The organism is Limosilactobacillus sp., assembly GCF_040772465.1.
Lineage (GTDB): Bacteria > Bacillota > Bacilli > Lactobacillales > Lactobacillaceae > Limosilactobacillus.
Map to the genome: position 1 here is coordinate 199,398 of NZ_JAXGYB010000001.1, position 18,260 is coordinate 217,657.

General features: G+C 45.4%; 19 protein-coding genes. 8 read left to right on the forward strand and 11 right to left on the reverse strand.

Features of this window, described 5'->3' with window-relative positions:
* Position 1: 1 nt before the first annotated feature.
* Positions 2-217, reverse strand: coding sequence for a hypothetical protein (locus AB3114_RS00780; protein WP_367341356.1), 216 nt, complete (start codon positions 215-217; stop codon positions 2-4).
* 134 nt (positions 218-351) lie between these two features.
* On the opposite strand from AB3114_RS00780, the gene AB3114_RS00785 reads away from it, so the two are divergent.
* Both AB3114_RS00785 and AB3114_RS00790 read left to right on the forward strand, forming a co-directional pair.
* Positions 352-762, forward strand: a complete 411-nt coding sequence (locus tag AB3114_RS00785; RefSeq protein WP_367341357.1) for a helix-turn-helix domain-containing protein — start codon at positions 352-354, stop codon at positions 760-762.
* A 12-nt stretch (positions 763-774) separates the two neighbouring features.
* On the forward strand, positions 775-1,626 hold the full coding sequence (locus AB3114_RS00790; protein ID WP_367341358.1) for an SAM-dependent methyltransferase: 852 nt from the start codon (positions 775-777) through the stop codon (positions 1,624-1,626).
* A gap of 248 nt (positions 1,627-1,874) precedes the next feature.
* Here AB3114_RS00790 and AB3114_RS00795 read toward each other — a convergent pair whose 3' ends face one another.
* The 3 genes from AB3114_RS00795 to AB3114_RS00805 are packed head-to-tail and all read right to left on the reverse strand — an operon-like array spanning position 1,875 to position 3,979.
* A complete protein-coding gene (locus AB3114_RS00795; protein ID WP_367341359.1) occupies positions 1,875-2,441 on the reverse strand; it encodes a hypothetical protein in 567 nt (188 codons plus the stop codon).
* Positions 2,422-2,838 carry a hypothetical protein gene (locus AB3114_RS00800; protein WP_367341360.1) on the reverse strand — a complete coding sequence of 139 codons (417 nt, stop codon included), beginning with the start codon at positions 2,836-2,838 and terminating at the stop codon, positions 2,422-2,424. The genes AB3114_RS00795 and AB3114_RS00800 overlap by 20 nt, the downstream gene beginning before the upstream one ends.
* Before the next feature lie 22 nt (positions 2,839-2,860).
* Entirely contained in the window at positions 2,861-3,979 is a 1,119-nt protein-coding gene (locus AB3114_RS00805; RefSeq protein WP_367341361.1) for a L,D-transpeptidase family protein, read from the reverse strand.
* Positions 3,980-4,093: 114 nt separating this feature from the next.
* Here AB3114_RS00805 and AB3114_RS00810 point away from each other — a divergent pair, with 114 nt between their 5' ends.
* Positions 4,094-4,543 (forward strand): universal stress protein, encoded by a 450-nt coding sequence (locus AB3114_RS00810; protein ID WP_367341362.1) that lies wholly within the window; start codon positions 4,094-4,096, stop codon positions 4,541-4,543.
* Positions 4,544-4,611: 68 nt separating this feature from the next.
* Here AB3114_RS00810 and ptsP read toward each other — a convergent pair whose 3' ends face one another.
* The 3 genes from ptsP to AB3114_RS00825 form a co-directional block, all read right to left on the reverse strand.
* The gene (gene ptsP, locus AB3114_RS00815; protein WP_367341363.1) at positions 4,612-6,339 is read right to left on the reverse strand and encodes a phosphoenolpyruvate--protein phosphotransferase; all 1,728 of its coding nucleotides are present in this window, start codon (positions 6,337-6,339) and stop codon (positions 4,612-4,614) included.
* A gap of 179 nt (positions 6,340-6,518) precedes the next feature.
* Positions 6,519-8,897 (reverse strand): phosphoketolase, encoded by a 2,379-nt coding sequence (locus AB3114_RS00820; RefSeq protein ID WP_367341364.1) that lies wholly within the window; start codon positions 8,895-8,897, stop codon positions 6,519-6,521.
* Between the two features lie 344 nt (positions 8,898-9,241).
* Positions 9,242-9,970: a GntR family transcriptional regulator gene (locus AB3114_RS00825; RefSeq protein WP_367341365.1), complete on the reverse strand. Its 729-nt coding sequence runs from the start codon at positions 9,968-9,970 to the stop codon at positions 9,242-9,244.
* 146 nt (positions 9,971-10,116) lie between these two features.
* Here AB3114_RS00825 and AB3114_RS00830 point away from each other — a divergent pair, with 146 nt between their 5' ends.
* Together AB3114_RS00830 and AB3114_RS00835 are read left to right on the forward strand one after the other, a co-directional pair.
* A complete protein-coding gene (locus tag AB3114_RS00830; protein WP_367341366.1) occupies positions 10,117-10,617 on the forward strand; it encodes an aminoacyl-tRNA deacylase in 501 nt (166 codons plus the stop codon).
* A gap of 40 nt (positions 10,618-10,657) precedes the next feature.
* Positions 10,658-12,094, forward strand: coding sequence for a C69 family dipeptidase (locus tag AB3114_RS00835; RefSeq protein ID WP_367341367.1), 1,437 nt, complete (start codon positions 10,658-10,660; stop codon positions 12,092-12,094).
* 61 nt (positions 12,095-12,155) lie between these two features.
* On the opposite strand, the gene AB3114_RS00840 is transcribed toward AB3114_RS00835, so the two are convergent.
* Genes AB3114_RS00840 through AB3114_RS00850 form a run of 3 tightly spaced genes read right to left on the reverse strand, consistent with a single transcriptional unit; the run spans position 12,156 to position 14,097 of the window.
* Entirely contained in the window at positions 12,156-12,683 is a 528-nt protein-coding gene (locus AB3114_RS00840; protein ID WP_367341368.1) for a DUF1836 domain-containing protein, read from the reverse strand.
* Positions 12,683-13,213, reverse strand: coding sequence for an NAD(P)H-binding protein (locus tag AB3114_RS00845; protein WP_367341369.1), 531 nt, complete (start codon positions 13,211-13,213; stop codon positions 12,683-12,685). The genes AB3114_RS00840 and AB3114_RS00845 overlap by 1 nt, the downstream gene beginning before the upstream one ends.
* 17 nt (positions 13,214-13,230) lie before the next feature.
* Complete coding sequence (locus AB3114_RS00850) at positions 13,231-14,097, reverse strand: multidrug ABC transporter ATPase (RefSeq protein ID WP_367341370.1); 867 nt, start codon at positions 14,095-14,097, stop codon at positions 13,231-13,233.
* A 178-nt stretch (positions 14,098-14,275) separates the two neighbouring features.
* Here AB3114_RS00850 and AB3114_RS00855 point away from each other — a divergent pair, with 178 nt between their 5' ends.
* Positions 14,276-15,673 (forward strand): hemolysin family protein, encoded by a 1,398-nt coding sequence (locus AB3114_RS00855; protein ID WP_367341371.1) that lies wholly within the window; start codon positions 14,276-14,278, stop codon positions 15,671-15,673.
* Positions 15,674-15,779: 106 nt separating this feature from the next.
* On the forward strand, positions 15,780-16,268 hold the full coding sequence (gene nrdI / locus AB3114_RS00860; RefSeq protein WP_367341372.1) for a class Ib ribonucleoside-diphosphate reductase assembly flavoprotein NrdI: 489 nt from the start codon (positions 15,780-15,782) through the stop codon (positions 16,266-16,268).
* A gap of 81 nt (positions 16,269-16,349) precedes the next feature.
* On the opposite strand, the gene AB3114_RS00865 is transcribed toward nrdI, so the two are convergent.
* Positions 16,350-16,799, reverse strand: coding sequence for a VOC family protein (locus tag AB3114_RS00865; RefSeq protein WP_367341373.1), 450 nt, complete (start codon positions 16,797-16,799; stop codon positions 16,350-16,352).
* A 222-nt stretch (positions 16,800-17,021) separates the two neighbouring features.
* Here AB3114_RS00865 and AB3114_RS00870 point away from each other — a divergent pair, with 222 nt between their 5' ends.
* Positions 17,022-18,185, forward strand: coding sequence for a CynX/NimT family MFS transporter (locus tag AB3114_RS00870; protein WP_367341374.1), 1,164 nt, complete (start codon positions 17,022-17,024; stop codon positions 18,183-18,185).
* The last annotated feature ends 75 nt before the right edge of the window (positions 18,186-18,260 follow it).

Genomic DNA, 18,260 nt, shown 5'->3' on the forward strand with positions numbered 1-18,260 from the left:
TTCATTGCTGTTTATGGATATCCCGGAACCATACTTCCTGGTGATACAGACGATCGGTCCGTCTGATCGGGTGCTGGTGAATAAAACTTTTATGACTCCGGACAAACGAAATTTGAAAAAAGATGGCTCCCCCAATTAAGTCCAGCAGGACGATAATAGCCACGATCCAGCCGATGATCTTCGGCCAGCGTTTTTTATGTCGAGCGGTGGCAGGCATAATTCTCCTCCTCAGCGTAATTCTTTGATTATCAAACTATTTAGCCATTCTAACATCTTTTCCCCTTTCGGTCACGCTCTGTAGAAAATGTTAAAATAGATATTATTGAGATCAATTTAAGGAAGTGATCACACATGTTTCCAGAAAGGCTTCGGGCCCTCCGTCGAGGACAAAAAATCACACTGAAAGAATTAGCAAGCGCACTGAACGAACACCTAGCACCAGGCGAACACGCTAATACTGCTTCACAGATTGGCAATTGGGAACGTGGCATCCGAACACCTAACTACATTGAAGCACGCAAACTAGCTGAATACTTCGATGTCAGTTTAGACTACTTAACCGGTCGCAGTGAACGCGACGATTACGACTTAGGCAAACTTTTCTTTTCCGGCAAAAACCTTACCTTTAACCACCAAAAATTAACTGATGAAGACCGTTACGAAATCTTCCAATTGATCGATGGTTACCTCAAGGGACGCAACAACCGTAAAGACACTGACAAATTCTACGGCAAACAAGAAGAATTGAACCTGCACTTCTAGGAGGCTTCGGGATTGAACAAAAAACAACTCAAACACCTCAAAAAGATAGCGCGTCAAAATCAACAAAAAGAACAGGAAGGCTACATCGATCAGCTGAAGCGCTATGCCCAACTGTTTGATGGCATCCCCCAAATTAAGCTACTCATCAATAACGTCTTAGAAAGCGATCGACTAATTCAGCAGGGGCTGTTACCACAACCACTTCCTAAACTCCTATTACCAGATAACATCCAAGACGTAATTTACCAACAGGTCCAAGCCAAATATCCACCACACGACAAAAAGGGGGACCAGCTTTGGGATCAGTACACCAAGGCTTTGCCACAACTGGACAAGCTTTTGCGCAACTACCGCGATTACTTAGAGGACCGCTATGGCATGTGGTCTTACGTCAATGCCACCTACATCAAAGCATTGAGTGAATACTTAGATGGTGCTCCCGTCCTCGAAATCATGGCCGGTAATGGCTACATTTCTGCTGGCTTACAAAATCTTAATCCTGGCCAAAAAGTCTACCCCACCGACAGCAAAGACTGGACTAAGGAAAACCAAACCGGTCGTCATGATGTGACCAAGGTTGAAAAACTGGATGCCCTCTCGGCTATTCAAAAATATGGCCATGATGTCCAATATGTCATCATGTCTTGGTCGCCTGACAAGCTCACGATCGACATGGATGTCCTTAACCTGATTCGGCAGGATTATCCAGACTTGCACCTACTGGTCATTGGCGAAAAAAACGGGGCCACCGATTCTCCCCAATTCTGGAAAGAAGCGCACCTCTCGCAGAAAGGACTCGAGAAAGTCAACCAACAACTGAAGTCCTTCGATTTAATCGACGAACAAATTTATTTAGCTAGTTAATTTGACAGAAAAACAAAAGAGGCGTTGGCAGCTCATTGCCAACGCCTCTTTCTATGTATTGATACTATCTCAGGAACACAACGCAGTTCACATACGTTCTGCTCCGGGCACCCCGCAATCCGGCGGGTTAACGTGCCCCACTCGAAAAATCAAAATCCGCTCGCGCGGAACAACCAATTATGGGTTGGTTGTCTGACCTCTCGGCTCATCGCAGTATCTAAACTAACACGCGAATGGCCAAAATTCAACTATTTGCTACTCTTAGCCCGTTTGGTACGCTTGGTTGAGGCCTTTTTGGTAGATTTCTTGGTCGACTTCTTAGTTGATTTCTTCTTAGCCTTTTCAGCAGCTTCCTGGTGATTCTCATTGATCATCGCTAGCTTTTCGGTAATCCACTGCTGAGCAGGTTTAACTAAATCACTGGCCTTCTTTGTAGCTAGGACATCCGCGTCAGCCAAGATATCAATACGAAAACCAGAGCGGTTAACGTCATCGTTTTGGATAGTGAGGTAGAGGTTAACTGCCTGTGGTTGGTCAACGCCCTCGATTAGCTTGGGCAACAGCCGTTCGCTCTCACCCATCGGAATGTTGATTAAGTTGGCTTCTAGACGAATTACGGCTGACATCTTGTGGACCAGACTGACGTCCCATTCGTAGCTAGCGAGATAACCACTATCAAGCTGATCCATCACGTATTCCAAACCGGTTTGAATTGTCTTTACTTGTTGTACCTTGGCACCCGTAACCGCGGTCTGTTCTGCATGGACTTGGTCGGCTTGCAACTGTGCTAAGTAATCACTTACGCTGATTTCCATTTGCTGACCCCCTATTGTTAATTCGGTCAACATCGTACTGGCGTCGTTGCTGGATGCCATACCAAATGCCGACTACAGAAATGATAATCCCGAGAATGCTCAGAACTTCAATTGACAGCCCATAAGCTGAAGATTTTGGACTAACGGTGATAAAGCCCCCAAAATCAGCCGCTGCGTAGTAGAGCATCACCAGAATGGTGACGTAGCCACAAAAGCGCATCCGTAATGCAGCCAAAGCCGTCACGACGATCCATAGAACGACGATCAACCCTGCTCGCCATAATACTTCCTCGCTCAATAGATTGGTACCCATTTGGTGAAACATTACCAGATCAATAACCAAAGCAATGATCATCGAAATGAGGGAGAAAGCAATGACTTTTGATACGTTCTTCATCAAAAAACTCCTCTTCAGTTAACTAAAAGATGACAACGGGTTCATCCTTATCAACATTGCTCCATACCTGATCAATTTCACTTGGCCTTACGTTCAAACAACCGTGTGAACCGTTGCTTTCGTAGGCAGTGGAACTCCAGTCATTACGCCAGCTAGCGTCGTGAATCCCACAACCGTCTTCGGTAAATGGCATCCAGCGACTAACCTTGCTGGCATAGGCAGAACCGTTGCTGTTTTTACCCCGCAGAACGCTCGGGCTTTGCTTATAACCAATGTAGAAGACACCAGTTGGCGTGTTGTCGCTACCATTATTAGTCCCAGAAACAATGTTAATGCTAGTAACCACCTTATTGTTCTTGTAAACCCACAGGTGCTGTTTAGCAAGTGAAACGGCAACGTAGTTCTTACCAATGCCGCCATTATCTTTAACGCCATAGCCAGTTCCGTAAATATTAAAGGCATTGCCCTTTAGGTAGTTGCCACCATTAACACTTTGCTTGTTAGAAGTCAGAGCGTTTGAGATGGCGGTAGATGCTTTAGGCACATTAATTTCCCAGCCATAAGTCTTAGCTTTGACATCTTTGTCCCCATCAGGGGTAGTAACATGGTAAGTCTTACCCATTGTGGACTTTTCGGCATTGATCTTGTTTAACTGAGCAGTGATTGCTGCCGGATTGACATGGTAAGCCCCATCTTCATAAGTAGTACCATTCAGCAAGTCGTTAGCCTTGAAGGTATAGGTTGAACCATTAAGTTGGTAACTAACCTTGCGTCCAGCTAAAGCCTTCAGGTGACTCCGCGAACTTTCTGTTCCCTGGTAATACTTTTGGAAGTGCTGAGCTCGCCCAGGCAAAATCTTTCGTTGAGAATTAAACATGGTCTGAACTTCAGCCGTTGACAATTTTTGTTCAGATCCTAATTTTTTATCACGTTTAACTTTGCCATTTTGGAATACCAACTTACCTTCCTGGTTGGCATTGACCTTATCCCGTGCTTGGGCAACGGTCATTCCACCAACGTTAATCCCGTTGATGGTAACATTGTGGCGGAAATGGGTATGTGCACGCATTTGGTAGCCACCGAAAAGAACAACTATTAGCAGAATAACGAGCCCGATAATCAGGTTTTTATTCCTCTTCAAAGTATCCACTTCCTAAAAATCAATTTGAGTTTTACATAGATACGATTATATTACCATATTTCATAGTATAATTAACTCCGAAAAGTTTCTATATATAAGAGGAGTTATCAATTAATGGATAAAATTCATTATCAGCGGATTTTGGCACCAGTGGATGGTTCCAAAGTGACTTCCCGTGTCGTTGACCACGCGACAGCCATTGCCAAACGGAACCACGCCCATTTAGATTTATTGAATGTGGTTCAAATCAACCAGATCAATGACGGTTACGCCAAAGCAGGGTCCATTAGTGGTGACCAAGCTTACAACCTCGTCACCCTTACCCATGCCAGGTTAAACGACCTCAAACGACGGGCAAAGAAAAATGGACTTGATGATGTTTCTATTCACGTCCGTTTTGGCAGTCCAAAACGAGTAATCGCCAAGGATTTCCTAAAAGATCACCAAAACGATTTAATCGTGATGGGATCGACTGGTCTTTCCGGTGTCGAACGGATGCTCGTTGGTTCCGTTACTAACTATGTAGTTCGTAACGCTTCGTGTGACGTTATTGTCACACATTAGTTCAGACATCCATGTCAACAAAAAACCGCCAGCGCGCTAAGCGTTGACGGTCTTTTTATCTGTTCAGATTAGTCCAGGTGCAGTTCATCCTTAACTAACTTTTGAACTTCTGGAGTAGTGTGGCATTCATTGATAGCCTTGTCAGCTAATGCTGCACATTCCTTGGTGTCCAGCTTGGACATCATACTCCGGGTCCGCAGGATGGACGTAGCACTCATTGAGTATTCATCAAGACCCATACCCATCAGCAGTGGCAGTGCCAGTTGGTCACCAGCCATTTCACCACACATTGCGGCCTTAGTGCCATGTGCGTGAGCTGAAGTGATAACGTGCTTGATCAGCCGCAACAGAGCTGGGTTAAGTGGCTGGTAGAGGTAAGAAACAGAATCATTACCACGGTCAGCAGCGAAGCAGTATTGGATCAAGTCGTTAGTGCCAATGCTGAAGAAGTCAACGTGCTTAGCCAATTCATCTGCATAAATAGCAGCCAGAGGAACTTCGATCATCATACCGATCTTAATGTTGTCGCCCAGACCTGGCTTGTCTTTTTGTAATTCAGCCTTGCATTCGTTGAAGATCTTCTTAGCATCCAGCAATTCTTGAAGGGTAGCAATCATTGGGAACATGATTTGGATTGGCCCAAATTCAGAAGCACGAATCAAAGCACGCAACTGAGTCTTGAAGATTTCGGTGCGGTCCAAGCAAATCCGGATAGCCCGGTAACCTAAGAATGGGTTCATTTCTTCAGGAAGTGGCAGGTAAGTCAAAGGCTTGTCACCACCGATGTCCAGGGTCCGTACCACAACGGCCTTACCATTCATGCCCTGAACGGCCTTCTTGTAAGCATTGAATTGTTCATCTTCGGTTGGCATGTGGTCAGAACCCATGTAAAGGAATTCTGAACGGAACAGGCCAACGCCGTCAGCGCCCTGCTTAACGGCATCAGCAACGTCATCAGGAGTACCAATGTTGGCACAGATTTCGAAATCCTTGCCGTCCTTAGACTTGGAAGGTGCGTCAACCAGCTTTGCCCATTCAGCACGTTCCTTTTCAAAGGCGTCAGCCTTAGCCTGGTATTCCTTAACTTCGTCGTCACTCGGGTCAACGATGGCATTACCATGCAGACCGTCGACAATAACCGTTTGGCCATTCTTAACGTCCTTGGTAATTGATTCAGAACCAACGATGGCAGGAATCCGCAGAGTCCGTGACATGATGGCAGCGTGGCTGGTCCGGCCACCCATGTCAGTTACCATACCCTTAACGTACTTCTTATCCATTTGCGAAGTATCGGATGGGGTGATTTCGTGGGCAATGATGACAACTGGTTCATCAATTGCGGCGATGTTTGGCAACTTCTTACCAAGCAAGTGACTCAAAGCACGCTTAGAAACGTCCTTAACGTCGGCAGCACGTTCTTGCATGTACTTGTTGTCCTTCATGGCTGCCAAAGTTTCAGCAAAGCCATTCATTACGTCACTGGTTGCTTCTTCAGCAGATACCTTCTTGGAGTCAATTTCAGCCTTGATTTGCTTCTTCATTTCTGGGTCAGAAAGAATAGCAATGTGGGCATCAAAGACTGCCAATTCGTCGTCGCCCAGACGACCCTTAGCGTTTTCCTTGATAGTGTTCAATTCAGTGATTGATGCATCGAATGCCTTTTCAACACGGGCATATTCAGCGTCGGTATCACTAATCTTCTTCTTATCAAAACTAAGGTCAGGATCAACTAACAAGTAAGCCTTGGCAATACCAATCCCATCACTTGCGGCAATCCCTTTTACAATTTTTGACATAACAAATGTCCTCCTTATGTCTCTCATGAAATACATTAAATGTACCGTAATCTAGTTAATTATACAACCGTTTTCAATAAAAAAGGGCAAAAGTCCGATTTTTTCATCAAAAAAAGACCCCCTGCGGTGCAGGGAGTCAATTTTTTAGTAGTTGGTATTAACCAAACTCAACAGAGAGCTTAGTTAAGGCCATGCCACTTCCAGTCCTTGATTTCAGGAAGGTCAGTACCTTCGTCACGGATGTATTGGTTGTGCTTTGCAACCATGTCATCCATCTTCTGGCAGAATGAAGCTGACTTTTCAGCGTAGCCAGGGATGCTTTGGATAGCGTCCTTAGCCAAGTGCCAGCGGTCAAGTTCGTTCAGAACACGCATGTCGAATGGAGTGGTGATGTCACCATTTTCTTCGTAGCAGTGTACGTGAACGTTGTGGTTGTGACGGTCAAAGAAGATGTCCTTGATCATTGAGTCGTAACCGTGCCATGCGAAGATGATTGGCTTGTCAGTAGTGAACAGGTCATCGAATTCTTCGTCTGACAGACCGTTCTTGTTGATCTTCTGAGTCTGAAGACGGTCGATGTTAACAATGTTAATGTAACGAATCTTCAGTTCTGGGAAGTTCTTGTGCAGAATTTCAATAGCGGCCAGTGATTCTTCAGTTGGTTCCGTGCAAGTTGATGCAAAGACAATGTCAGGGTCAGAGCCTTGGTCCGTAGATGCCCAGTCGATGTACTTGAGACCGTTGTTTACGATTTCAGTAGCTTCGTCGATTGAGAACCATTGTGGACGTGGGTGCTTTGAAGTAACAATGATGTTAATGCATTCAGTGTCGTTAAATGCCTTGTTACCAACAGCCAGAAGTTCGTTGGTGTCAGCTGGCAGGTATTCGTGTACCAAGTCTGGACGGTTCTTTTCGAACATGTGAGTCAACAGACCTGGATCTTGGTGAGTGTAACCGTTGTGGTCTTGTTGGAACACAGTTGAAGTGTTAACGAAGTTCAGAGCTGGGTAGTCCTTACGCCAGTAGTTTTCTTGAGCCTTACGCATCCACTTCATGTGTTGAGTCAGCATTGAGTCAACAACACGTGAGAATGATTCGTAAGTTGCGAAGAAACCATGACGACCAGTCAGAGTGTAACCTTCAAGGAAGCCTTCACACTGGTGTTCTGAAAGTTGTGAGTCAATGACACGGCCTTCAGGTGCCAGGTTTTCGTCGTTTGGTTCGTGAATGTCTGCTTCCCATTGACGCTTGTCATCGTCAAGAAGAGCATACATACGGTTTGACTTAGTTTCGTCAGGACCGAAGCCACGGAAAGTAGTTGGGTTCAGCTTGGAAACTTCAGCCAACCACTTGCCCCATTCGATCATGTCTTGCTTGATAACCGAACCAGGCTTGTCAAACTTGATGGCAAACTTACGGTAGTCAGGCAGGTTCAGTGGCTTAGGGTCAAGTCCACCATTAGTAATTGGGTTAGTGGACATACGTTGGTCAGGAGTTGGAACGTTTTCTTCAACGAGGTCTACTGGGTGACCATTTTCGTCGAACAGTTCTTCAGGCTTGTATGACTTCATCCAGTCAACAAGCATGTCCTTGTGTTCCATGTGTGCTTGGTCAACCGGAATTGGAATTTGGTGAGCACGGAATGAGTTTTCAATCGGGTTACCATCCAAGTCCTTCTTAGGACCAGTCCAGCCCTTAGGAGCACGCAGAACGATCATTGGCCAACGAGGCATCTTTTCGTCGTTGTTTTCACGAGCATTCTTTTGAATGTTCTTGATTTCTTCAACAACAGCGTCCATCGTCTTAGCCATTTCTTCGTGGGCTTCCATGTGTGACTTGCCATAAACATTGACAAAGTGAGGATCCCAACCCATACCGCCGTAGTACTTGGTAAGGTCGTCATCGCTCATCCGAGAGATGATGGTTGGGTTTGAAATCTTGAAGCCGTTGATTTGAACGATTGGCAGAACAGCACCGTCTTTAATTGGGTTGATGAAACGGTTGGAGAACCATGAAGTTGCCAGAGGGCCAGTTTCAGATTCACCGTCACCGATTTCAACAGCGGCAATTACGTCAGGGTTGTCAAGAATGGCACCAACACCGTGTGACAGTGCGTAACCAAGTTCCCCACCTTCGTGGATTGAACCTGGAGTTTCAGGAGCAGCGTGTGAAGCAGTCCCACCTGGGAATGAGAAGTGCTTGAACAGCTTTGCCATACCAGTTTCGTCCTGGGTGAATTCTGGGTAAATGTCCGTGTATGAACCATCCAGGTATGAGTTGTTAACCATAACTTGGCCACCGTGACCGGAACCTTCAATGTAGAACATGTTCAGGTCATACTTCTTAATTACACGGTTCAAGTGCGCGTAAATGAAGTTTTGTGGAACAATAGTGCCCCAGTGACCAATTGGCTTAGGCTTAACATCTGAAGCCTTGAGGTCACGACGGAGCAGTGGGTTATGCATCAAGAACAGCGTACCAACTGAAAGGTAGTTTGCAGCACGCCAGTAAGCATCAACACTTTCCAAGTATTGCTTGGAATCGTAATCAACTGCCATCTTAATAAACACTCCTTAAATCAAATCTGTTTAAGCTGACACAACGTAAATCATTCAATCAATTTACACTAAGTATCATAACGCATTTCTTCTATAAGTCAACCTCTTTAGGAATTGATACGGTCCAATTATCAAAGCGCTTCACTATACCATTTAACGTGCAATAGCTTATCTAATTTTCTACTTGCTGACATAATCAAAAATAATTGGGTCGTCCCAACATTTTGTCAACTTTACCGCTTAGTCAAAATCCCACAAATAAAAATTAAATTTAGTCATAAAAGAACCCCTAAGCCGGATTTCTTGTCCAACTCAGGGGTTAATTCTCATGTGGGCATCTTTCGCTATTCTTCATTTAAATTAACGAAGGTATTGTACTTCATGTACTTATAGTGAACTCGCATATTGGATACTTCAAACGGTGTGCCATCGTCCAGAAAGAAAATCCCTTCCATTAACGCAACTGGTTCCTTAGCGCTCAGGTTCAAATACTGTTGGTCTTCCTCTTCGGACGGAGAAACCGAGATTGTCATAAATGAGCGGGTAACCGACTTACCCTTAGCCTTCTCCAGGTAATTGAAGATCGAGCCCTTAACGACTGCCGGTGAAAGGGTCGGGGCAATGCGAATAGGAATATAACCTGTTTCAATGATAAACGGATTGTCATCAGCTAAACGCAGACGACGGATTTTGTACACAAACTCATCAGGTTCTAGGAAAAGATCTTGCTGCATCTCCGGACTGGCTGGAATCACCTGGTAGTCGAGCAGCTGAATACCCTGCCTTTTACCATCCAGTTGAAAACTATCGGTAATCCCGATGTTACTGCCTTCGTAATTGAACATCGCCCGGTTTTTTAAATAAAGAGGGTTGATAAAGGTGCCAGAACCACGCTTTTTAAATATAATCCCCTGCTGAGCTAAAATTCCTAAGGCACGTTTGATCGAACTGCGGCTAACTTTGTAAATCTTGCTGAGCGTTCGTTCATCGGGAAGCTTCATTTTCGGATATTCACTATCCAGAATCTTCTTCTTAATATCCCGCATTACTTTGCGATACACCAAATCTGCCATCGTATTCTTTCTCCTTACTTTCTTCCGACGGTTAATGGGATATAATCATTCATAGTATAACAGACATTTAGCAGTGGGGTGCATTATGGATAAAATTGGTCCGCCCCAGAGCTAAAATTTTTTCTTGAAAAGGGAGCTACATTAGCATGAGCAAGAAGAAAAAACGTCTCAAAAAGACCCAGGTTGAGCAAATCCTGGACAAAAACGGCGTTAAATATGAGTCAGCTGTTTTTCCAACCCACCAGGATGGTGATGTCCGCACTTTGACTGTCGACCACGGTTCATTGGAAGAGCATACTATCTATAAAACACTGGTTCTTTCCGGCAATAAAACCGGCCCTTTGGTCGGCGTAGTGCCGATTGACACCCGCTTAAACGAAAAAATGCTGGCTAAGGTGTCAGGAAACAAAAAAGTCGAGATGGTACCATTAAAGAAGTTGTTGGCTACTACCGGTTACGTTCACGGTGCCAATACTCCGGTTGGCATTTATGAAAAATACCACTATCCGATCTTCATCGATAACGACGCTAAGGTCAGCAGGCAAATCTACGTCTCTGCTGGACAGATCGGTAGGTCAGTCAAAGTTGACGCCGAAGATTTGGCAAAACTTGTCCACGCAGAATTTGCGGACTTGCAACAACACTAAGATTTCAACTAAAGATATTAGCGAAAGGCGGTACATATTTATGGAAAGAAAACGTTCAGCTTGTACAACTGTCCTGGTCGGCAAAGACGCCACCATCGACGGCTCAACCATGGCGGCCCGAAACGACGATACTGGCAAGCCGCTTAATCCTTTAAAACTGGTCTCATACCCGGCCTACCATGACCACCCTAATCAGACCAAAGCTTACCTCAACCACTTCATCGGCGAACGTCCAGCAGACGGCTATCGCTACCAAGGTGTTCCTAACGTCGACCTGCGCAATGAAGGAACTTACGACGAAAGTGGCTTTAATGAAAAAAACGTCGGCATGAGCGCCACAGAAAGTGTTTACGCTAATGAACGAGTGCTCGCCGCCGATCCATTGAACACGGAGAGTGGAATTAATGAGGATGCCATCGTCGCAATGACCTTGCCGTTCATCAATAGCGCTCGCCAGGGTGTACAGTACCTGGGTCAGCTCGTTGCCCGGTATGGTTCCGCTGAAGGTAATGGTGTCATCTTCGTCGACAAAGATGAAATCTGGTATATGGAAATTGTCACCGGACACTGCTGGGTAGCAGAACGCATCCCCGATGATTCCTATGCCGTCACTGGCAACCGGATTGCCATCCAGGAAGTCAACTTCGATGACCGGGACAACTTCATGTGGTCCAATAACATCCGTGAATTTGTGGAGAAGCACCACTTGAACCCCGATCTGCACGGTTGGAACTTCCGCCGGATCTTTGGCACTGCCGATGTCTTTGACCAGCATTACAATACCTGCCGTCAATGGTACGGTCACAAGGTCCTCAGTCCCAATGTCAAGCTGGATCCGCTGGACTTTAACCTCCCATTTATCATGCGGGCTAGCCACAAGATTACCCTGGAAGAAGTTCAAAGCGTCCTCAGCAGTCACTACCAAGGTACTCCTTACGATCCGTTGGGTCACTTGGGAACCGAAGAGCAAAAGCACCTCTTCCGGCCAATTTCACTGAACAGGACCCAAAACTCTCACGTTCTCCAGGTCCGCAATGACCTTCCAGAAGCAGCTTCGTGCATTCTCTGGCTGTGCTTCGGGATCCCGTCGTTCACCCCATACGTTCCATTCTTTAACAACGCCGACGACATCGACATTAGTTACCGGCAAACACCGATGAAGATGAACATGGATTTGAAGAGTGCTTACTGGATGTACCGTGGACTTTCAATGCTTGTCGAGAGTCACCACCCCGAATTTACAAAGCCTGATCTTGACTATCTCAAGAGTGCCCGTCAATTCTTCTACAGTTGGATCGACAAAACGGCTCCAAAGGTTGAGGGCATGGAAGACAACCAAATTAATGCCTACCTCAGCAAGAGCGAAAAGGAATTAGTTGCTGAAATGGCAAAACGTACTAAGAAATTGATGGCCGACTTGATGATGCAAGGGCTTGGGCTCTCTAAACTCACCTTTGTGATGGACGAAAACCTATAAAAACTAGATAAACAAATATCGCTCCGGCAACTATCTCAAGCTGCTGGAGCGATTTTTTCGTTTAGTCCTTTTTAATTTCTTGCGGTTGCTGGTGTTTCTCCATCAAGCGGAGCATCTCCGCTGAACGCAAGCGGTAAACAAAGGCGTTGACGACGAGTTGAATCATCTGTTCATTCTCAGGAACCAGGTTTTTGTTAGCTGGCGCCTCTGTCCCGGCTAGCTGAGCGTTGAGCAGGTCGATAAAACGGTTATAGATCTGCTGAGGATAGTTATTGATCGTCAATTGGCTAATTGCCGAGCTGATCGACGAAAGGGAATACAGATTTTTGAATAATGAAATAGTCAAAATCGTGGCAATCTGGTAACGAGCATATTTCTTTTTAACGGGTGCCAGTACCAAGCCATGCTTAACGTAGTTATTGATCATCGACCGGGTGACATCGACTAAGCCCAGGGTATTGAGCTGCTCATTCACTACAGCCACTACTTGATCAACATAGAGATCGATGCCAGGTAAGTCGTCCCAGTGGCCAAAGCTAATTTTGCTGAGGCGTTTTTCCCATTCTTGATATTCTTCACTAACTGTCATTATTTTCCTCCTATGCCGATCGATTGGTTGAGATAGCGATCAGTCGTCATCACTGTTGCTAAGAATGATGCTAATTGTCCTTGCCCTACTCTGAGACCAGCTAACGGCTGTCCTTCTGTCGTCACTTCAGCAGACACATCATCTCCAACTATTTTGGGAACCCGGACTGCAGTATAAGGAAGCTCTAATTCATCAATCATCTTGATGGCATACTGGTGAGCATATAGTACGTCTTGAAAATTATTGCCGTAAAGCTGCTTGGCCTGGTCATCAGTCAGATCATCACAAATCCCTGCTGCCGTCAAAGCAATAATTTTAGCTGGTGCTTGATCTGAATGATCCACGTAACGAACAAGCCCATCTACCAACTCATCCACCGGGGCTAAAGTTGCCGGCAGCCAGCAGAGTGTGGCAGCAGGTGGCAACTGAGAATCAAAAGTTGGCTGCATACCCACTGCCCGTGGTTGCAATGTCTTAGCAAGGGCATGGGCTAATTCATCCTGATGTTGATTAACAATTTCCAGTACCATCTAAGCATCCCTTCATCTTAATAAGCCATCAATTCATCCTTAATTGACGCGTCCGTAATCCGAACGTCAGTAATTGTATTTTGCTCTAATAGTGGCAGTAGTGCCTGAATATTACCAGAAAAAAGCATCCGCGTTTCATTCGGTGCCTCTTCCAGCATCTGTGCTCCCAGACGCTCCGCCGTCTCAGCCGGAAAACCTGTACCGGTCACCGTTACCACACAGTCACTGCTATCATGGGTTGGCAACTGCCTAGTAGATGTCAAATGGCCACGGTCAAAATAGTAGATAACGTCCGCCCACTTCAACATCGTGGTCACATCATTGCTGGCCATCACCACGAGCGAACTCGTTTTATGAGCATAATCACGAAGCAGAGACCATGCCTTCACCGTATTGGCGGAATTAAGCTTATCGAAGCGTTGGTCACACATAATAAAATGCCGCTGAGCAAATACCGGCAAAACAAGCTCCAATAACAAGTGTTGCTGATCATCCAAATCACGGCAACGAAGATCGGCTGGAATCCCAAGCTCTTGCAAAATGGCTGAAGCTTGCTGTTTTGAAACCGGATCTTTCTCGCGTTTAATCAGCCGCTCAACTAATTTGTTCACCTTCATCCGCGGTCTCATCGGGCGATCACTGACCCAAGCAATAACTTGGTCAGCATGGCGACGCAGTTCGGAAGCCGGTTGTCCGTTGACCGTCAATTTTCCTTCGGTCAAAGGCAGTTGACCACTGATAGCAGCAGAAATAGTGATTAATAATTCCGAATCATTACTGCATAACGCAATCAAGTTTGGCGAACGCCAATTAAAACTCGCATCCGTTAGCTTCGTTCCGTTTTTAGCGGCCACGTTGACCCCATCAGCAATTATTTCTGCCACGATATTTCCCCCTAATAATTCGCTTTACTTCATATGATAATACAAGAGACTAGGTCATGGCCATAAAATTAGGATGTGAATCTTCAGCTATTGAACTCACCACCAGATAACCGTGATATACTAGGAGCAATAGTCGCTAAAAAATAAACTTAATTATAAGAAACGGGGAATCAATAAATTGAACGACGGTCAGATATTAAGCAATTTTGCTATTATCATCGTTACATTTATCTTTGCTGCGTTTTTTGTCTTTGCGGAGTTTGCTCTGGTCCAAACGCGTGTCACGGCACTACGTGAAATGCAGGCCAAGAGAAACAAACCCTCGACAAAAATTAACCGTGCTTTGAACATGGTGACTAACCTTACCGAATACCTATCAACGACTCAGGTCGGGACATCCGTCTGTGGGATCATCCTCGGTTGGGTTGGTGAAGATACCATCGAGTACTTGCTGGCTGCCCTCATTAAGGCACCACAATTGTCCATTAACAACACTGCTGTGCACGCCATTAGTTCCGTGCTTGGTGTGATTATCCTGACCTACTTTGAAGTGGTCCTAACGGAAATCGTACCAAAGAACATCGCCATTGATTTACCGGTAAAAATCTTGATGCTGGTGGTAACGCCACTGCATTATTTCCACGTCATTTTTTACCCATTCGTCTGGTTGCTCAATATCTCAGCTAACGGCATCGTTAAGCTCTTTGGCTTACAGCCCGCAGATGAAAGCAAGCAGGTTCTTTCGCAAGGTGAAATTATCAGTCTTTCTCGTAATGCCGTCCGTGGCGGAGAAATGGACCGGGCCGACCTTGTTTACATGGAGCGGGCTTTTGATTTTACTGACAAGACTGCCCATGATGTCATGATTGACCGGACGCGTCTGACGGTCATTGATGTCAATGCTTCACTGGAAGATGCCATTAAGTTGTATGTCCAAAGTCAGTACAGCCGTTTGCCAGTCGTAGCCGACCACAATAAGGATAAAATCCTGGGCTACGTCTTTAATTACGATTTGATTCGCCAGAGTCGTTCTAATCCAGATGTTCCACTAACCAAGTTAATTCGGCATTTACCGACGACTCCGGAAAGCACCCTCATTACCGATATCCTGCGGCAAATGATCCGTACCCGAACGCCAATGGTCGTTGTCGTCGACGAGTATGGTGGGACCAGTGGGATCGTCACCGATAAGGATATCTACGAAGAACTATTCGGCACCGTCCGTGACGAAATCGACAATGTTTCTGATGACATCATTAAAAAGCGTGACGATGGCACCTTCGACGTTGCTGGTAAGACTACCACTTATGACTTTGAGCGTTTCTTTAACGTGGATTTTGAAGAGTTCGAACAGATGAACTCAGTCACCCTGTCTGGATATATTCTCAGAGCACATCCCCACATCCACGAAGGGGACAAAATCAGGCTCCATGACTTCATCATCACCATCACTAAATACGAAAATTCATTCGTATTATGGATGAACGTCAAACGTGTTCCGGCTGAGCAAACTAAGTCCCAGCAGAGCCAGAGTAGTGATGATAGCCTTGCGGATAGTGATAGTAAAACCAATTAACCACAATGCTATCCCACATACTGACCCAAATTAGGACAAAATGGATTATAATGTTTTAGTAGTTTAAAATAATTACACATAATCAATTTTAAGAAGAGGATTTCCAATGGCAGCTATCAACATTCTTTACATTTCAATTGAAGGCAATACGCGGTCCTTCTTAACGCACCTGCAGACATTTGCCAAACAACAACATAGCATTAACCCCAAAAACGCGGAAATTACCCTTCGTGAAATTACTAATCAAACCATTCCGGCTCCGGAAAGCAAGCCTTTCTTCGTCTTTGTGCCAACATACTTAGATGGCGGAAACGGCATCGATTCTGGATTTACGGAATTAATGACCAATTCACTGGGGGAATATATTGCGTCAAACAACAATGCAGAAAAGTGCTTGGGCATTGTTGGCAGCGGCAATAAAAACTTCAACGAGCAGTATTGCTTAACCGCGCGGATGTATGCTCATCGTTTCCACGCTCCATTCTTGGCAGATTATGAGCTTCGGGGGACATCCCAAGACGTCGAGCGGATTTATGAAATCTTGGTTAAGCGCCTGAATGAAGTTGAATCTGAAAAAGACGATTCTGACAGATAAATATCAAGAATTGTAAATCTCAGACAAAATAAACGCCCAACAGTTGGTAATTGCCAGCCGTTGGGCGTTTTGCTATGTCAATTATTGTTCGTCTTCATCGTCATGGTTAATGAGCCCAGCACTGATGGCCCAATTGACACCAAAGCGATCAACGATGTAGCCTAGTTTGCCACCCTGTTGGTGAGGGCCAAACGGGATTGTCACTCGTTGCCGATTGGAAGCACTAACCCGATCAAAAAAGGCTTTAGCCGCCCCCTCATCATCTCCAAAGTCCAACATAATGGCCACCTGAGATGATGATTGTGGCTGACCCATGATAGCATCGGCACAGATCAGCCTCTGTCCCGCAATGCTAAATTCTGCATAGGCAGTGGTAGTGGAAAGATCATCCACCTGTAAGCCTAAATGCTCAGCCTGTTCTTCCGTAAATGGTCTTTCACTTAAAACCGTTGCACCAAATTCTTCTTGGTAATATTGAAGGGCCTCCCCAGCATTTTCAAAAGTCAGGTATGGGTATAATTTCGCGTTCATAATTTCCTCCGTTTTGATTCACAATTTGATTATATGTGTGAAAGCGGACTCCGTCAAACAGCTGACCTCAAATGTTCAATGAATGTACAGTAAAACGGATCCGTTTTCATCGCCAATAAATCAATTCTAAAAAGATAATCATGGCAGTACGTAAAACGTTTTAAATTACACCGTTCTGTGCTATAATGGCGTGAGTTTAGAACACGAAAGGACATCAGTCAAATGAATAATTCCGTAAAACACAGCCGTTTGCTGATCCCTGGCATATTTTTACTTGGTGCTTGCATGCGGACACCAATCACGTCTATCCCTTCCATTGTGAAAGAGATCGCTCAATCATTTAATATCCCAGAAACAAGTCTTGGAATCCTCACCACGATTCCCCTCATTTGTTTTGGACTATTTTCCGTCATCATCCCCGCCATCAGCCGACGGTGGGGTAATGAAACCACGATTGCCATTAGTTTGGCACTGTTGACGATTGGCTCACTGATGCGGATTGCTAATTACTCCATGCTTATCTGGGGCACAATTCTGGTGGGGGTCGCCATCACCTTTATCAATGTCTTATTGCCTGCGCTGATCACCGACAATTTACCAACCCGTGTCGGTTCTATGACTAGCCTCTACAACGTTGCCCTATCACTATTCAGTGCAATCGGTGCTTATGCAATCACGCCACTGGCACAAGCTTCGGGGTGGCACTTTGCCGTGACGATTCTGAGCTTGCTGCCTCTTATAACGTTATTGCTGTGGATACCTAACCTGCGCTTCAATCACCATGATCACCAGTCAAGCACGAAAGGTGCCAATATGTGGAAGAATCCCCGTGCTTGGGCCATGCTCATCTATTTTGGGGCATCTTCATTTATTTTTTACACGATCGTCGCCTGGCTACCGGCAATGTCCGAAAGTGCCGGTATGAGTCATACCACCGCCAGCATCGTAGCTAGCCTCTTCCAACTGTTTTCTTTACCAGCATCTTTTGCGGCACCAGTACTGGCTGCCCGTCTGCAAAACCGGCAAATCATGGTTTGGGTTACAGGTGCCTTGGTTGTCATCGGCACGATCCTGCTGATGCTGCCAATCAGTGGGTTCCCCTACTATGCCTTGATTAGCGCCTTACTCGGGTTAGGAACAGCCGGTACATTTTCCTTTACGATGACGCTCTTTAGTCTGAAAACCACCAATGCCGCCGATACCAGCAGCCTCTCGGGGATGGTTCAATCTCTCGGTTACTTTATTGCCGCCATTGGGCCGGTTATTATCGGTCAACTCAAAGCCATGACGAATAATTGGGCGTTGAGTGAGATTGTGATGCTAATTGTGACCGTTCTCTTCATCATTGCCGGATTGATTACTGAACATCGACGTCTGATTAACTAAAAGCTGGCGCAGCCCTCTGAAGTTGTGATATATTATCATCGAACGTATGTTCAAAAACGACTAAAGAAGGCTCAG